The sequence below is a fragment of the Providencia rettgeri genome (genome assembly GCF_013702265.1).
Taxonomy (GTDB): domain Bacteria; phylum Pseudomonadota; class Gammaproteobacteria; order Enterobacterales; family Enterobacteriaceae; genus Providencia; species Providencia zhijiangensis.
Genome location: NZ_CP059348.1, coordinates 2,956,125 through 2,971,682, shown reverse-complemented (window position 1 = coordinate 2,971,682; position 15,558 = coordinate 2,956,125). Strand labels below are relative to the sequence as shown.

17 protein-coding genes are annotated in these 15,558 nt (G+C 46.4%); 13 read left to right on the top strand and 4 right to left on the bottom strand.

The window, feature by feature from the left end:
* Positions 1–3 precede the first annotated feature (3 nt).
* From nrfD to nrfA, 4 genes are read right to left on the bottom strand one after another with little or no spacing between them, the layout of a single operon-like run.
* The gene (gene nrfD, locus H0913_RS13695) at positions 4–960 is read right to left on the bottom strand and encodes a cytochrome c nitrite reductase subunit NrfD (protein ID WP_181477431.1); all 957 of its coding nucleotides are present in this window, start codon (positions 958–960) and stop codon (positions 4–6) included.
* The gene (nrfC, locus tag H0913_RS13690) at positions 957–1,628 is read right to left on the bottom strand and encodes a cytochrome c nitrite reductase Fe-S protein (protein ID WP_108478307.1); all 672 of its coding nucleotides are present in this window, start codon (positions 1,626–1,628) and stop codon (positions 957–959) included. The genes nrfD and nrfC overlap by 4 nt, the downstream gene beginning before the upstream one ends.
* Positions 1,625–2,197 carry a cytochrome c nitrite reductase pentaheme subunit gene (gene nrfB, locus H0913_RS13685; RefSeq protein ID WP_154638096.1) on the bottom strand — a complete coding sequence of 191 codons (573 nt, stop codon included), beginning with the start codon at positions 2,195–2,197 and terminating at the stop codon, positions 1,625–1,627. The genes nrfC and nrfB overlap by 4 nt, the downstream gene beginning before the upstream one ends.
* A 45-nt stretch (positions 2,198–2,242) precedes the next feature.
* Positions 2,243–3,676, bottom strand: coding sequence for an ammonia-forming nitrite reductase cytochrome c552 subunit (gene nrfA, locus H0913_RS13680; protein WP_154602480.1), 1,434 nt, complete (start codon positions 3,674–3,676; stop codon positions 2,243–2,245).
* A 758-nt stretch (positions 3,677–4,434) separates the two neighbouring features.
* Between nrfA and napF the strand changes: the two genes are divergently transcribed.
* The 13 genes from napF (at position 4,435) to H0913_RS13615 (ending at position 15,401) form a co-directional block, all read left to right on the top strand.
* Positions 4,435–4,926 (top strand): ferredoxin-type protein NapF, encoded by a 492-nt coding sequence (gene napF, locus H0913_RS13675; protein WP_154602481.1) that lies wholly within the window; start codon positions 4,435–4,437, stop codon positions 4,924–4,926.
* Positions 4,910–5,179, top strand: a complete 270-nt coding sequence (napD, locus tag H0913_RS13670; RefSeq protein ID WP_006660695.1) for a chaperone NapD — start codon at positions 4,910–4,912, stop codon at positions 5,177–5,179. Before napF ends, napD begins: the two co-directional genes overlap by 17 nt.
* Positions 5,176–7,662, top strand: coding sequence for a nitrate reductase catalytic subunit NapA (napA, locus tag H0913_RS13665; protein WP_154602482.1), 2,487 nt, complete (start codon positions 5,176–5,178; stop codon positions 7,660–7,662). The genes napD and napA overlap by 4 nt, the downstream gene beginning before the upstream one ends.
* 6 nt (positions 7,663–7,668) lie before the next feature.
* Positions 7,669–8,364 carry a ferredoxin-type protein NapG gene (gene napG, locus H0913_RS13660; RefSeq protein WP_036952102.1) on the top strand — a complete coding sequence of 232 codons (696 nt, stop codon included), beginning with the start codon at positions 7,669–7,671 and terminating at the stop codon, positions 8,362–8,364.
* The gene (gene napH, locus H0913_RS13655; protein WP_181477430.1) at positions 8,351–9,214 is read left to right on the top strand and encodes a quinol dehydrogenase ferredoxin subunit NapH; all 864 of its coding nucleotides are present in this window, start codon (positions 8,351–8,353) and stop codon (positions 9,212–9,214) included. Before napG ends, napH begins: the two co-directional genes overlap by 14 nt.
* Positions 9,211–9,660, top strand: coding sequence for a nitrate reductase cytochrome c-type subunit (gene napB, locus H0913_RS13650; protein ID WP_036952098.1), 450 nt, complete (start codon positions 9,211–9,213; stop codon positions 9,658–9,660). The genes napH and napB overlap by 4 nt, the downstream gene beginning before the upstream one ends.
* Before the next feature lie 9 nt (positions 9,661–9,669).
* The gene (gene napC / locus H0913_RS13645) at positions 9,670–10,272 is read left to right on the top strand and encodes a cytochrome c-type protein NapC (protein WP_154602484.1); all 603 of its coding nucleotides are present in this window, start codon (positions 9,670–9,672) and stop codon (positions 10,270–10,272) included.
* A gap of 136 nt (positions 10,273–10,408) precedes the next feature.
* On the top strand, positions 10,409–11,161 hold the full coding sequence (locus H0913_RS13640; RefSeq protein WP_154638100.1) for a heme ABC transporter permease: 753 nt from the start codon (positions 10,409–10,411) through the stop codon (positions 11,159–11,161).
* On the top strand, positions 11,161–11,373 hold the full coding sequence (gene ccmD / locus H0913_RS13635; RefSeq protein WP_154602486.1) for a heme exporter protein CcmD: 213 nt from the start codon (positions 11,161–11,163) through the stop codon (positions 11,371–11,373). The genes H0913_RS13640 and ccmD overlap by 1 nt, the downstream gene beginning before the upstream one ends.
* A complete protein-coding gene (ccmE, locus tag H0913_RS13630; RefSeq protein ID WP_036952093.1) occupies positions 11,370–11,849 on the top strand; it encodes a cytochrome c maturation protein CcmE in 480 nt (159 codons plus the stop codon). Before ccmD ends, ccmE begins: the two co-directional genes overlap by 4 nt.
* Complete coding sequence (locus H0913_RS13625) at positions 11,846–13,777, top strand: heme lyase CcmF/NrfE family subunit (protein ID WP_154638101.1); 1,932 nt, start codon at positions 11,846–11,848, stop codon at positions 13,775–13,777. Before ccmE ends, H0913_RS13625 begins: the two co-directional genes overlap by 4 nt.
* The gene (dsbE, locus tag H0913_RS13620; RefSeq protein WP_036952089.1) at positions 13,774–14,331 is read left to right on the top strand and encodes a thiol:disulfide interchange protein DsbE; all 558 of its coding nucleotides are present in this window, start codon (positions 13,774–13,776) and stop codon (positions 14,329–14,331) included. The genes H0913_RS13625 and dsbE overlap by 4 nt, the downstream gene beginning before the upstream one ends.
* Complete coding sequence (locus tag H0913_RS13615) at positions 14,328–15,401, top strand: cytochrome c-type biogenesis protein CcmH (RefSeq protein ID WP_154638102.1); 1,074 nt, start codon at positions 14,328–14,330, stop codon at positions 15,399–15,401. Before dsbE ends, H0913_RS13615 begins: the two co-directional genes overlap by 4 nt.
* Positions 15,402–15,558: the final 157 nt, after the last annotated feature.

Genomic DNA, 15,558 nt, shown 5'->3' with positions numbered 1-15,558 from the left:
CGGTTATGCGACTGTCAGTTGTCCTGCGTATAGGACAAAGAAACGCAGGAAAAACACGCCAATTAAGCTTGCACCACTGACCACAATAACCCGAAAAGCTTGGCTACCTTGTTGTTGCCATTTTTTCAATAGGAGGGGAATCACAAAACCAATTCCCACGACGCCAAGCCAGAACCACCACGTCCAGAAACCACCGCCTAATGCCGCAATTAACGAACGCAGTTTGCCATCATCCCCGAGCGCGAGTCCCACAAAGAAGGCGGCTAGCAAAAATATCTCTAACCAAACGACGAAGCTTTCTACACGGTGTAAAAAGACCGTTTCAGGGTTATGAACATTTTTGCGATAGCGCAGGGCGATTGCCAGTAAACTCACCGCCAGTCCCGACGAAATTCCCGAAAAGAGGAATAAAGCCGGTAATATTGGGTTGTTTAAGAATGGATAGGATTTGAGTGCCGATAATAAGAACCCTGTATACGCCCCGAGCAATACAGCTAAGACTAGCATAGCAATATCTAATCCGCGCATGATGCGACTTAGCCAACCTAAAACACGAGGGATTATCGTCAGTTTAGGTAGCCATTTTTGTTGCAGTTGGACGAGCTCCTGTTCATAAATTTTAGCCAGCCAAACCACTAATACCGCCATGTAAACTTGGAACAGCATCACCCCCATGGACATCACAGAAGTTGGGCTGTAGTGAAACATCAATTTCCAGAACGTCCATGGACGGGTTAAGTGGAAAATGAGGATCAGTAGACCGAGAATAATGGTGGTTGGCGCTAAAATTAGCGTAGTACGCATGATAGTACTATTGCTGGTGGCAGCATTGGGGACATATTGGCGCATCAATACAGCCAGAACCACTAACCCCGCAGAGATACCAATCAAAAACAGGTAAACGGCGATAGGCCAGTCCCAGACTAACGACTCAAAATGAAAAGCTGAAGTGGTTGTCATTGGCTAACCTCCCCATATTTAAAGGGAACTCGGTACATTTTGGGTTTCGTTCCCAGTGCAATTTTGAATCGATAGGTCGGTTTTTCATGGAGCATTAGCGACACCGCACTGTTTGGATCATCTAAATTTCCAAACACCAACGCTTTGGTTGGACACGCTTCGACACAAGCGGGTTGTTTCCCTTTTTTGAGATTGGTTTTACGGCAAAAGTCGCATTTATCGGCAGTTTTGCTGATGGGATGAATAAATCTGACGCGGTAAGGGCAGGCGGCAATACAGTATTGGCAGCCAACGCACAGATCAGGGTTTACATCCACAATTCCCGTGGTTTTATCGATGAATGAAGCCCCTGTAGGACAGACATCGACACAAGGGGCATGTTCGCAATGTTGGCAAGAGTGGCGGAAGAACCGATATTTGACGTCAGGAAATTGACCAATGGGTTCACTGCGAATAATCGTTAGGCGTGATACGCCTTCTGGAACTTGGTTGACTTCCCGACATGCATCCATACAGGCGGTACAGCCGATACACAGTGTTTCATCGTGGATCATGCCATATCGCACCCCGTCAACTTTCATGGTATTGGCGAGGGAATGCCCCGCCACACCGCCTACCGCCGCCAGTGCGCCTGAATAGATTATGAATTGACGACGAGAACAACTCATGGCTGCTCCTTAAGAACATTCACCGCAGCGGGGTTAAAGTTCGGGTTATCTCGCTGATCTGAGTGGCAATCCACACAGATTTTGACCTTACCTTTATCACTCAGCACTTTCATGGTGTCTTGCTTTGGATGGAGGTCGTGACAACTCGCACAAGCCACTTTGGTCACGTGAACATCGTGGGGCCAAAACGCTTTTTGCAGTTGTTCAGGTAAGTGACAAGATAAACAGACGCTATTTTGTTGTTCCACACTGTACATTGGATCATTAAACCGCATGACGTCTTTGACGCCTTCACGGTGGTTGGGACCCGGTTTGCCGTGGCAATTGGTGCACGTCACCGGCAAATTATTATTCGGGTTGATGACCTCAGCATGGGTGCCATGCATCCCTTCTTTATCGGGTTTATGGCAATCAAGGCAAGCATTGTCTGGATTACGCTGTTGCGTAACTTGCCAACGACCGTCTTTGTTAGCTTCTTCAGCCATTTGTGGTGTTGCCGACGCGGATATTGCCCATAACAAGCCTGACGCCAGCACCCCAGCAGTTAATAACGAACGTAGTACGCTCATATTCACTCCATTGGTTATCGCACCCCAGCGAACTGGGGTGAGTGGTTATTTGGCTAACAGGTCGTTTTTACGAGCTTGTGCATCCCATTCAGGTACCACAGTCTTTAAAAACTCTTGTTTTTCGGCATTAATTTTCTGCATATCCAAGCCGATGGCTTGCTGCGCTTTATCTTTGGTGGAGATATCTGGGATCGCGATTTCATGAGTAATGCCTTTTGAACCCAGTAAACGCGCCAGTTTTGCACGGGCATCTGCGGCTTTATCCATTGCCCCACCAAGCATACGTAACCCTTCATCTGGCGCATGCATGTGGATACCGTGTGACGCGATAGCTAAATCCCAACGCCACTGCGCATGACGGATATCGGCAAGGATATCTTTCATTTCAGCATCGGTTGCGCCTGCATCCCAAGCTGCTTTAGCTTCAAAGTGAGCGCGTACTAACTGATCTTCCACTTTGATTTTCATCTCTTGGATAGCTTTTTTACGCTCGGCAACAATGCTCTGCAGTTGCTCTTTGCTTTGGGTATGGCAGCTACTACAGGTTTGTTCAAAGTTATCGAATGGGTTACCGATTTTATGGCTGGTATACAGTTCCCCTTTTTCGTTTTGCAGTTTTGGCATGTGGCAGTCAATACAGGTCACATTGTTTTTACCGTGGATACCTGCGCTCCAAGTTTCATACTCAGGGTGTTGAGCTTTAATCATTGGGGCTTTAGACAGGGAGTTTGTCCAGTCAGAGAACCCAATATTGTCGTAGTACACTTCCATGTCTTCGACTTTGGTGCCGTTATCCCAAGGGAATTTCACCGCTTTGGTTTCGCCAGAGAAATAGTATTCAACGTGGCATTGACCGCACACCATAGATTGTTGGTCGAAGCGGCTCGCTTTATCGAATGGCTTGCCGATGGCTTCCATGGCGCGTTCAGCGTACGGGCGAGAAAGAGTGAGTTCGGGCTTACCTTTGGCAAACTCAGGGGAGTCTGTTTTGTGGCAATCCGCACAGCCCAATACGTTGACAACTTCAGGGCCGCCTTTTGCCCATTTGCCTTTGAAGTAGCCATCTTCCCCATGTTCCTGAATTAATCGAGCAACGTCAGGGCTTTTACAGCTCCAACATGCCATAGGAAGAGGACCATCTTCCGCATTTTTGGGTGCGCCAGTTCGCAGTGTTTCACGAACATCGATAATCGCGTAGGCGTGGCCACGAGGTTTATTGTAGTCACGGGAGAATGGATAACCTGCCCATAAGATGACGAGGCGAGGATCTTCAGCCAGTGCATCTTCTCGTTGTGATTGTTCTGAAGTCGCGCGCCATGAATGGTATTGATCAGGGTGCGCCGCTTCAAAGGTTTCGTTTCGAGCGTTGATGGTTGATGTGGAATCTTTTGTTGGAGTTTGTGCCTGTACAGAGGTAAACAGAAATATCCCTGCAAGCACACTCAGTAGGTACAGTGCATTATTTCTTATCTTTGCCATAAGGGCCTCGAGTGTTTTTAAGCCAGCCATCCCATTAGCTGTATTTATTTTTATATTTGATAACAATCGCACTATTGCTATCAGACAATTGCCAACTTATATAATTAGCAAAAAACCACACAAAAAATATTGTCTTTGATCAATAATTAAAATGAGTTTACTTTTTAATCGATGAAAAATAATAAAAATGGAGAAAATTGAATAAATAAAAAAATATTAAATTTTATTTTTTAACGCAGAGTATGGATTAAATCATTAAATAATAATGATTATTATTCGCACTTTGTAATTTTAATTATCATGCTGATATTTATAATAAATTATATTTTCACTAATACGATGGATGAATAAGTTGGTTAATTTTTGAATTAAAACGTGCGTAAAATCAAAAAAAGTAAATATAGTTTTTTGTAAAAGTGCTCATGATATACTACTTTAGTGGTATATATTTTCATTAATTATAAATTTGACTATTAAAAATAAGGTTTAAATTCGCAAATCATATTTATTAAATGTTAATGAATAATTATAAAACGACCTTAAACCTGCATTTCTCGATATTTGAACTGTGTCTTCGATGTGAAACGTCAAAGAATGACTGTTTTCTGCATAATAACGCCAAAAATTAGTTTACCTACTAGGTAGTATGTATTTTTGATAGTTAGCTAATTAATATTCACAATAAATAATCATATAAAAAGTACGGTTTATCAGTCTCTTTTAGCAGTTTTTGGTTGGGCAATGTAAAGGAAATAAACATGGTTGATATCACCCGTCGGGGAGTTTTAACGGGGGCGTGGCGTAATGCTGCACCCGTAATACGACCACCATGGAGTGGTAGCGAAGCACGTTTTATTGAACAGTGCACTCGTTGTAGCCAGTGTATCACGAGTTGTGAAACGGCGATTTTGCAACCAGGTCCTGGTGGCTATCCCATGGTCGATTTTCAGCGTGGTGAATGCACATTCTGTTATGCATGTGCAGAGGCCTGTCCTGAGCCTATATTCCTTCCTCAAAATACCCAGCCTTGGAATATCAAGATTGCCATTGGGCAACACTGTCTGGCGTACAAATCGATTGAATGTCGTCGTTGTGAAGACAGTTGTGAGCCTCAAGTGATCGCCTTTCGTCCATCACTGGCCGGTATTTACCAGCCAAACATTGATATGCAGGGTTGTACAGGTTGTGGCGCATGTGTCGCGGGATGTCCTGTATCAGCCATTACCATGGAGCATGAAGATGCACAATAACTGGCAAGTTTGCAGTTTGATTGTTCAAGTCAAAAGTGAACGCATTCCAGCTGTGACAGATGAATTACACCAAGAACCCAACTGCGAAGTGGCTATTTCCTCCCCTGAAAATGGCAAGTTGATTGTGGTTGTGGAAGGGGAAGACAGCAAAACGCTTTTAGATACTATCGATTTCATCCGTGATATCGATGGTGTATTGGATGTTTCACTGGTTTATCACCAGCAGGATGAGCAATGTGAGGAAAAAGTATGAAACTCAGTCGTCGTAGCTTTATGAAAGCCAATGCGATAGCGGCCGCTGCTGCGGCGGCAGGCGTTGGCGTACCAAGTATTGCGAAAGCAGTGGTTGGTCAGCAAGAAAGCATTAAATGGGATAAAGCTCCTTGCCGCTTCTGCGGTACAGGCTGTGGAGTCTTAGTCGGAACGCAAAACGGACGTATCGTGGCGAGCCAAGGTGACCCTGAAGCTCCTGTAAACCGTGGTCTGAACTGCATTAAAGGCTATTTCCTACCAAAAATCATGTACGGAAAAGACCGTTTAACTCAACCGCTTCTGCGTATGAAAGACGGTGAGTACGATAAAAACGGTGAATTTACCCCAATTACGTGGGAAAAAGCCTTTGATGTGATGGAAGAGAAAGTCAAAACCACCCTCAAAGAGAAAGGCCCTGAAGGTATCGGAATGTTTGGTTCCGGTCAGTGGACGGTTTGGGAAGGTTATGCGGCATCCAAACTATTTAAAGGTGGCTTCCGCTCAAATAACTTAGACCCAAATGCGCGTCACTGTATGGCATCAGCGGTTGTCGGCTTTATGCGTACCTTTGGTATGGATGAACCAATGGGTTGTTACGATGATATCGAACATGCAGATGCTTTCGTGCTGTGGGGTTCGAACATGGCGGAAATGCACCCAATTTTATGGTCGCGTATCACCAACCGTCGTCTCTCTAACCCTGATGTTCGTGTGGCGGTGCTATCTACATTTAAACACCGTAGCTTCGAATTAGCGGATAACGGCATTGTTTTTACGCCGCAATCAGACTTAGTGATCCTCAACTACATCGCTAACTACATTATTCAAAACAATGCGGTGAATCAGGACTTCCTCGATAAACACGTTAATTTACGTCGTGGAGCTACTGATATTGGTTATGGTTTACGTCCAACGCATCCTTTAGAGCAGAAGGCCAAAAACCCAGGTTCAGATGCGTCTGAGCCAATGACATTCGATGATTACAAAGCGTTTGTTGCGGAATATACCCTCGACAAAACCGCTGAAATGACCGGTGTTCCGAAAGATCAGTTAGAAGCGTTAGCTAAGCTGTATGCAGATCCTAATGTAAAAGTCGTTTCTTACTGGACAATGGGCTTCAACCAGCACACTCGTGGTGTCTGGGCGAATAACTTGGCGTATAACCTGCACTTATTGACCGGTAAAATTTCTCAACCAGGTTGTGGACCGTTTTCCTTAACGGGTCAACCATCAGCTTGTGGTACTGCGCGTGAAGTGGGAACGTTTTCTCACCGTTTACCAGCAGACATGGTGGTCACCAACGAAAAACACCGTGAAAAAGTGGAGAACGTTTGGAAATTACCTGCGGGAACTATCCCAGAAAAAGTGGGATTACACGCTGTTGCTCAAGACCGCGCATTAAAAGATGGCAAGCTCAATTTCTATTGGGTGATGTGCAATAACAATATGCAAGCGGGCCCAAATATTAATGAAGAGCGTATGCCGGGCTGGCGTGATCCACGTAACTTTATCGTGGTTTCAGACCCATACCCAACCGTCAGTGCACTGTCTGCCGACCTGATTTTACCGACAGCAATGTGGGTAGAAAAAGAAGGGGCGTATGGTAACGCAGAGCGTCGTACACAATTCTGGCGTCAACAAGTACCCGCACCAGGGGAAGCTAAATCTGACTTAATGCAGATGGTGCTGTTCTCTCGTCGCTTCAAAGCGGAAGACGTTTGGCCGGAAGAATTATTAGCGAAAAAACCAGAATATCGTGGAAAAACGTTATACGACATTCTGTTTGCTAACGAGGCTGTGACCAAATTCCCACTGACAGAATTGGCCGATGACCAGCTGAATGATGAATCCCGTGAACTCGGCTTCTATCTGCAAAAAGGGTTGTTTGAAGAGTATGCAGGCTTCGGTCGTGGTCATGGTCATGACTTAGCGGATTTTGATGCGTACCACAAAGCTCGCGGCATCCGTTGGCCAGTCGTGGATGGTAAAGAGACCCAATGGCGTTACAGCGAAGGTAATGACCCTTACGTAAAAGCTGGACAAGGTTATCAATTCTACGGCAAGCCAGATGGTAAAGCGGTGATTTTCGCGCTGCCATTTGAACCAGCCGCAGAAGCGCCAGATGCTGAATACGATTTATGGTTATCCACCGGACGTGTTCTTGAGCATTGGCATACCGGCAGTATGACTCGCCGTGTGCCTGAGTTGCACCGTGCATTCCCTGAATCCGTGGTGTTTATGAACCCGCTGGATGCAAAAGCCAAAGACTTACGTCGTGGAGACAAAGTAAAAGTACTTTCTCGCCGTGGTGAAGTGCTCTCAACCGTGGAAACTCGTGGCCGTAACCGCCCACCAAAAGGTTTGATTTATATGGCATTCTTCGATGCGTCTCAGTTAGTGAATAACCTCACTCTGGATGCAACGGATCCGCTATCGAAAGAGACGGATTACAAGAAATGTGCAGTTAAATTGGAAAAGGTGTAATTGCGTATGTCCCAGAAACCGAGTTCCCAGAATAGTCGCCGCCGTTTTTTGCGTGATGTTGCTCGCGCAGCGGGTGGACTGGCGGCTGTTGGTGTGGTACTGGGGCTTCAGCAACAAACCTCCCGAGCGAGCGGAGTGCATCTTCGCCCGCCGGGTGCCTTAGACGAAAGTGCTTTTGCAAGTGCCTGTGTGCGCTGTGGTCAATGTGTGCAAGCGTGTCCTTATGACATGTTGAAACTCGCCACATTGGCGTCTGGCATGGCAGCCGGTACACCGTATTTTATTGCTCGTGAAAACCCGTGCGAAATGTGTGAAGACATTCCTTGCGCCAAAGTGTGCCCAAGTGGTGCGTTGGATAAGGATATTGCCTCTATCAATGATGCTCGTATGGGGCTGGCAGTGTTACTCGACCAAGAGAACTGCTTGAACTTTCAAGGGTTACGATGCGATGTGTGCTACCGAGTTTGCCCTGTGATTGACGAGGCTATCACTCTGGAACTTGAACAAAACCATCGAACCGGTAAACACGCGCGTTTCTTGCCGACTGTGAACAGTAATTACTGTACGGGGTGCGGTAAATGCGAACAAGCGTGTGTGCTTGAGGAGTCGGCAATTAAAGTATTGCCACGTTCGCTGGCAAAAGGGGAATTAGGTCACCATTACCGTTTTGGTTGGCTGGAGGGTAACAATGGCAAATCGTAAGCACGATGCCGGACGTGAGGCTCTGGCGAAAAAAGGGTGGTGGGGAAGCCATAAATGGTTGGTATTGAGACGTACCAGTCAGTTGTTAGTGTTAGCCATGTTTTTGAGTGGTCCATGGTTAGGCGTGTGGATCTTACATGGCAATTACAGTAGCAGCTTATTGCTGGATACCATCCCATTGACGGATCCGCTGATTACTCTTGAAAGCTTAGCAAGTGGTTACTTACCCGGGATCTCCGCGTTAATCGGTGCAGGAATTGTTTTCGGGGTGTATGCCCTGTTAGGAAAACGGGTTTTCTGTAGTTGGGTGTGCCCTGTGAATCCGGTCACGGATGCGGCGGCATGGCTACGTCGAAAATTCGAATTCAATCAATCCGCCACGATCCCACGTTACATCCGCTATGTTTTGCTGGGTGTCATTTTGTTGGGCTCGGCATTAACGGGAACGTTGCTCTGGGAATGGATTAACCCTGTTTCTCTGATGGGACGTAGTTTGATTTTTGGTTTTGGTAGCGGCGCTTTAGTTTTAATTGCACTGTTTTTATTCGATTTATTGGTCGTGGAACATGGTTGGTGTGGTCACTTATGCCCACTCGGCGCACTGTATGGTGTCGCGGGGTGTAAAGGGGCTTTAGTCGTGACTGCCCATAAAAAAGAGCAGTGTAACCGCTGTATGGATTGTTTCCACGTTTGTCCTGAGCCGCAAGTTTTGCGCGTTCCGGTTCTTGATAAACAAGCCCCAGCACAGATCACGGCGAAAGATTGCACGACGTGTGGTCGCTGTATTGATGTCTGTTCTGAGGACGTTTTTAAAATAACACTAAAATGGAGTTCGGGAGCTAAATCATGAAAAACCCTGTCCTGAAAAGAACTTTAAGCCGTTGGATAGCGGGTATGGCCGTTGTCGTGAGCAGTTTTGCATGGTCGGCGAATGGCGTCGATCTGGCTCAATCACCAGAAGTGTCAGGTACACCAGAAAGTGGCATTCATATTCCTAAAGAGCAGGAAAAAATGGCACTGAACTACGTTAACCAGCCACCGATGATCCCTCATAGTGTTGAAGGGTATCAAATTACCACGAATACAAACCGTTGTTTGCAGTGCCATGGTGTAGAAAATTATCGTACCACTGGTGCACCACGTATTAGCCCAACACACTTTATGGATGCGACCGGTAAAGTATTAGGTGAAGTGGCACCAAATCGTTATTTCTGCCTACAGTGTCATGTTCCTCAATCTGATACTGCGCCGATTATCGATAATACCTTTACCCCATCTAAAGGCTTCGGGAAATAAGGGGCGAATATGACTAATAAAAGTGATAAACCGGGGATCATTCGCCGAGTTTGGCAGTGGTGGTGGCGCCCAAGCCGTTTAGCGTTGGGTACGTTGTTGATTATCGGTTTTGTCGGCGGTGTTATTTTCTGGGGCGGTTTCAATACCGGAATGGAAAAAGCCAACACAGAAGAGTTCTGTATTAGCTGCCATGAAATGCGTGAAAACGTCTACGAAGAGTATATGGATACCATTCACTATACTAACCGTAGTGGGGTGAGAGCGACATGCCCAGATTGCCACGTACCTCATGAGTTTGTGCCAAAAATGGTGAGAAAAATCAAAGCCAGTAAAGAGCTCTACGGTAAGATTTTTGGCGTGATTGATACACCACAGAAATTTGAAGAACATCGTCTCGAAATGGCGCAGAATGAGTGGCGACGGATGAAGGATAATAATTCCCAAGAGTGCCGTAACTGCCACAACTTCGACTATATGGATTTTACCGCTCAAAAAAGTGTCGCTGCAAAAATGCATGACCAAGCGTTAAAAGACGGAAAAACCTGTATTGATTGCCATAAAGGTATTGCGCATAAGTTACCAGATATGCGAGAAGTGGAACCTGGCTTCTAAGAAATAGGCTAGTTGGCTAATTGAGTCAGCTAGCCTAAGTTGTATTTGTGATAAATCAATAAAATTACGTGGTTTTTGTGTATTGTAGCTAATATTAATGCACAGCATTTTGTGAGATAAATCGGGGCTATTAACTATGTGGAAAAAGCTTCACCAATTAGCGATTCCAATGAACCTCTATAAAATATGTGGGCGACTCGCTCCCGTGTTCATTGTGTTAAGTGTGATCTTTCTGGCGGTGGGCTGGGTTTGGGGCTTTGGTTTTGCACCAACCGATAAAACACAGAGTGATAGCTACCGGATCATCTATATTCACGTCCCCGCGGCCATGTGGTCGATGGGGATTTATGCCACTATGGCTATCACGGCGTTCATCGGTCTTGTGTGGCAGATGAAAATTTCTGAGTTAGCCATTGCCGCAATGGCACCCGTCGGAGCTGTATTCACCTTTATCGCGCTTGTCACCGGCGCCACATGGGGTAAACCGATGTGGGGAGCTTGGTGGGTATGGGATGCGCGCCTGACATCTGAATTGATCCTGTTATTCTTATATGTTGGGGTCATTGCCCTGTGGCACGCTTTTGATGACCGCCGTACAGCAGGAAAAGCGGCTGCCATTTTAGTGTTAATTGGGGTAATCAATTTGCCGATTATTCACTACTCAGTTGAGTGGTGGCAAACCCTGCATCAACCCTCAACACGTATGCAAGAAAGCATTAACCCAGCGATGCGTACACCATTACGTTTAGCTATTCTGGGGTATTTATTCCTGTTTATTTCGTTGACACTAATTCGTCTACGTAACCAATTGTTAATGTTAGAGCGTAACCGACCTTGGGTACTGGAACTGATGACTAAGCGAGGAAATCGCCATGAGAGGAAATCATAATGAATAGTGCTTTTGCCTCTTGGAATGACTTCATCGCCATGGGCGGATATGGATTTTATGTTTGGTTAGCGGTTGCGCTAACCCTTTTGCCATTAGCGGCACTGTGCATCCATACCTATATTCAACGAAAAATGATTTTTAGCGCGATTGTTCAGCAACAAGCGCGAGAAGCAAGACAAAAAGCCGCTAGAGCGCGCAGGGAGGGGATGTGAATATTCGTCGCCGTAATCGATTGTGGTTGGTTTCATCCATTATTTTAGGTGTTGGACTGACTTTTTCATTGGTGTTATACGCCTTAAGTTCCAGTATCGACCTGTTTTATACCCCCGGTGAAGTGATTTACGGGAAGAGAGAAACGCAAAAAGTGCCTGAAGTTGGGCAGCGTTTACGCGTGGGTGGCATGGTAATGCCGGGCTCAGTTGTACGTGACCCAGACTCGCTGAAAGTAACGTTTACCGTTTATGATGCGGAAGCTGAGATTGACGTCAGCTATGACGGTATTTTGCCTGACTTATTTAAAGAGGGGCAAGGCGTGGTGGTACAAGGGGAATTAGAACCGAATAACCATGTGATGGCGAAAGAAGTGTTAGCCAAACATGATGAAAACTACACACCGCCAGAAATTGAGCAAGCGATGCAAGAAAACCATAAACGTCCTGCTGCAATGTATAAGGACAATGCATCATGATCCCTGAGATTGGTAATATCCTGCTGTGTTTAGCATTAGGGGTTTCGGTATTACTCTCTTTTTATCCACTATGGGGTGTGGCGCGTAATGATACCCGCCTGATGGCGGCATCTAGACCATTAGCCTGGCTGCTTTTTCTGTTTATCGCAGGGGCATTTTTAGTCTTAATTAATGCCTTTGTGGTGAATGATTTCTCTGTCACTTACGTGGCAAATAACTCCAACACGCAATTACCGATTTGGTATCGTGTGGCGGCAACATGGGGCGCCCATGAAGGGTCACTGTTGTTGTGGGTGCTGTTAATGAGCGGCTGGACATTTGCTGTGGCATTATTTAGTTACCGTATGCCGCTGGATATTGTGGCGCGCGTGCTGGCGGTAATGGGCATGGTGAGCGTCGGCTTTTTGCTGTTTATCATTTTTACCTCAAACCCATTCTCTCGCACCTTGCCCGCCTTCCCGATTGAAGGCCGTGACTTAAACCCACTGCTGCAAGATCCGGGGCTGATTTTCCACCCGCCATTACTGTACATGGGTTATGTGGGCTTCTCGGTGGCCTTCGCCTTCGCGATTGCCGCATTACTCAGTGGTCGCTTAGATAGCTCCTTTACCCGTTTTGCACGTCCTTGGACGTTGGCAGCATGGTTCTTCTTAACGCTGGGAATTATGTTAGGGTCGGCGTGGGCATACTACGAATTAGGCTGGGGGGGCTGGTGGTTTTGGGATCCGGTAGAAAACGCCTCGTTTATGCCGTGGTTAGTGGGAACTGCGTTGATTCACTCATTATCGGTCACTGAGCAGCGCGCCACCTTCAAAGCATGGTCGCTATTATTGTCGATATTTGCCTTCTCGTTGTGCTTATTGGGCACCTTCTTAGTCCGTTCAGGCGTCTTGGTTTCGGTGCACGCCTTTGCTTCTGACCCAGCTCGTGGGCTATTCATTCTTGCCTTTATGGTGTTGGTGATCGGTGGCTCGCTATTGGTGTTTGCGATACGCGGTCATAAAGTACGTTCTAAGGTCAATAACGCATTATGGTCTCGGGAGTCCCTGCTATTAGGGAATAACGTAATTCTGACAGCCGCCATGTTGGTGGTGTTGTTAGGCACATTGCTGCCACTTATTCATAAACAAATTGGTTTGGGAACGATTTCAATTGGTGAACCGTTCTTCAACACCATGTTTATTGCCTTGATGGTGCCGTTTGCGCTGTTACTGGGTATTGGGCCGCTCGTGCGTTGGGGACGTGACCGTCCTTCGGCTATCCGCAAATTGCTGCTAATAGCGTTAGTACTGACATTGGTTCTCTCTTTCTTGCTGCCTTGGCTAATGCAAGACAGAGTCGAAGCACTGACGGTACTGGGGTTAATGATGGCGTGCTGGATTGTTATTTTGGCCTTCGCTGAAATGAAGGTGCGCATCAGTAAAAAAATCAAACTGACTTCTAGCTATTGGGGAATGGTACTGGCTCACCTTGGTTTGGCGGTGACTATCGTGGGGATCGCCTTTAGCCAGAATTACAGTATTGAACGTGATGTGAAAATGAAGCCGGATGATAGCATTGCTATTCGTGGATATACCTTTGTATTTAATGGTGTACATGAAGCGGATGGGCCGAATTATCAAGGGGTGATTGGTACTATCACCGTGAAAGAGAATGACAAGGTGCTCACCACGCTGCATCCAGAAAAACGTTTTTATAGCACTAGCCGTGCAGTGATGACTGAAGCGGCCATTGATGGTGGTGTTACCCGTGATTTATACGCGGCGCTGGGTGAGGAGATCTCTCCAAATGTCTGGACACTGCGTTTGTACTATAAACCGTTTGTCCGCTGGATATGGGCGGGTGGCGTATTTATGGCAGTAGGCGCACTATGTTGCCTGATTGACTCGCGTTATCGTCGTCGCAAGCTACAAGGGGAAGCTGTATGAATCGTAAAGTCTTTTTAATTCCTTTTGTTATCTTTGCGGCGATTGCTGCCGTGCTGTTATGGCAATTGGTACGCAATGCTGAAGGGGATGATCCACGCTTGCTAGAGTCCGCCTTGATTGGCAAGCCAGTACCTGTTTTCCGTTTGGAATCCTTGGAAAATCCGGGGCAGGAATATGACACCAAGGTATTGATCCAAGGGCAACCAATTTTATTGAATGTCTGGGCGACATGGTGCCCGACTTGCCGCGCTGAGCACCAATATTTGAATCAGTTAGCGTCCCAAGGGATCCGCGTGGTGGGGATGAACTATAAAGATGATCGCCAAAAAGCGATCGGTTGGCTGCGAGAATTGGGTAATCCATACGCATTAAGTTTATTCGACGGGCAAGGCATGCTGGGACTTGATCTCGGTGTGTATGGCGCGCCTGAAACCTTTTTAATTGATGGGCAAGGGATTATTCGTTATCGCCATGCCGGTGCGGTTGATGAACGCGTTTGGCAAAACGAGCTGAAGCCGCTGTGGGATCGTTATAGCAAGGAGGCAAATCAATGAAATATGTGATTGCCTTGATGATGTGGGCGCTCAGCGCAGGTGTAAGCTTGGCTTCCACGGAAGTTTTCACATTTGAAAATGAGCAGCAAGAGCAGCAATTTCGTAAATTGACGGAAGAGTTACGTTGCCCGAAATGCCAAAACAACAGTATTGCTGATTCCAACTCGATGATCGCTCTCGATTTGCGCCAGAAAGTGTATGAGCTGATGCAAGAGGGGAAAAGCCGCGATGAAATCGTCGATTATATGGTGGCGAGATATGGTTATTTCGTGACGTATAACCCGCCATTAACGCCGCTAACCGTGGTGTTATGGGGAATGCCATTTGTGGCTATCGCGGTTGGGGGATGGTTGATTTACGCCCGTTCTAAAAAACGTGTCAGAGCCAGCCAAGTCGCTCAAGAGGATGATGACGAGTCACTGCCAGAAGCGAGCCGTGCGAGTGCTTGGGTGTATATCCCCGGCATTGTGATAGCGCTGGGCGTTGCAGGTGCTGCGTATTATGAAGTGGGTAGCTACAGCAAAGTGAAAGATTGGAATGTGGCTTACCAGCAAGCGCCAGCATTGTTAGATAGAGCGCTGAATGCCAATGAGCTTCCATTGAATAATGAAGAGATGGAGAACTTGGCTTTAGGGTTACGTACTCGCCTTCAAGAGGATCCGCAAAATATTGATGGCTGGGTGATGCTTGGTCGCATTGGGATGGTATTAGGGAACGCCACCATGGCAACCGATGCTTATGGGCGTGCTTACCGCTTGTCCCCTGATGATGATGCGGTCGCATTAGGTTATGCGGAAGTATTAACCCGTTCGTCAGATCCAAGTGATAATCAAGAAGGTAATGAGCTACTTAAAAAGCTGATTGCTAAGAACCGAACTAATGTTAAAGCGCTCAGCATATTTGCCTTTAATGCGTTCGAGCAGGGGCGTTATCCTGAAGCCATTTCGGCTTGGCAGATGATGTTAAAGCTACTGCCTGAGAATGATCAGCGCCGAGAGATTATTGAGCGCAGTGTCGAGCAATCGCTGATGATGCTGCATGAGAAGAAAGAGGCACCAGAAGGTAAATAACGGTTTTCGGGGTGTCAGGCATTAATGTGACTGAATAAAGGGAGCTTAGGCTCCCTTTATTATTTCAAAGATGTATTGCAAGTTCTCACCTATGAATAACCTATTATGATTAACCAGTAAAATAAGAAACAAGATCCATTTCAATTAAGTATTTAAT

Bases quoted from the DNA above. Each gene is read 5' to 3' on its own strand.
- nrfD (WP_181477431.1), bottom strand. From the start codon at position 960: ATGACAACCACTTCAGCTTTTCATTTTGAGTCGTTAGTCTGGGACTGG.
- nrfC (WP_108478307.1), bottom strand. From the start codon at position 1,628: ATGAGTTGTTCTCGTCGTCAATTCATAATCTATTCAGGCGCACTGGCG.
- nrfB (WP_154638096.1), bottom strand. From the start codon at position 2,197: ATGAGCGTACTACGTTCGTTATTAACTGCTGGGGTGCTGGCGTCAGGC.
- nrfA (WP_154602480.1), bottom strand. From the start codon at position 3,676: ATGGCAAAGATAAGAAATAATGCACTGTACCTACTGAGTGTGCTTGCA.
- napF (WP_154602481.1), top strand. From the start codon at position 4,435: ATGGTTGATATCACCCGTCGGGGAGTTTTAACGGGGGCGTGGCGTAAT.
- napD (WP_006660695.1), top strand. From the start codon at position 4,910: ATGAAGATGCACAATAACTGGCAAGTTTGCAGTTTGATTGTTCAAGTC.
- napA (WP_154602482.1), top strand. From the start codon at position 5,176: ATGAAACTCAGTCGTCGTAGCTTTATGAAAGCCAATGCGATAGCGGCC.
- napG (WP_036952102.1), top strand. From the start codon at position 7,669: ATGTCCCAGAAACCGAGTTCCCAGAATAGTCGCCGCCGTTTTTTGCGT.
- napH (WP_181477430.1), top strand. From the start codon at position 8,351: ATGGCAAATCGTAAGCACGATGCCGGACGTGAGGCTCTGGCGAAAAAA.
- napB (WP_036952098.1), top strand. From the start codon at position 9,211: ATGAAAAACCCTGTCCTGAAAAGAACTTTAAGCCGTTGGATAGCGGGT.
- napC (WP_154602484.1), top strand. From the start codon at position 9,670: ATGACTAATAAAAGTGATAAACCGGGGATCATTCGCCGAGTTTGGCAG.
- H0913_RS13640 (WP_154638100.1), top strand. From the start codon at position 10,409: ATGTGGAAAAAGCTTCACCAATTAGCGATTCCAATGAACCTCTATAAA.
- ccmD (WP_154602486.1), top strand. From the start codon at position 11,161: ATGAATAGTGCTTTTGCCTCTTGGAATGACTTCATCGCCATGGGCGGA.
- H0913_RS13625 (WP_154638101.1), top strand. From the start codon at position 11,846: ATGATCCCTGAGATTGGTAATATCCTGCTGTGTTTAGCATTAGGGGTT.
- dsbE (WP_036952089.1), top strand. From the start codon at position 13,774: ATGAATCGTAAAGTCTTTTTAATTCCTTTTGTTATCTTTGCGGCGATT.
- H0913_RS13615 (WP_154638102.1), top strand. From the start codon at position 14,328: ATGAAATATGTGATTGCCTTGATGATGTGGGCGCTCAGCGCAGGTGTA.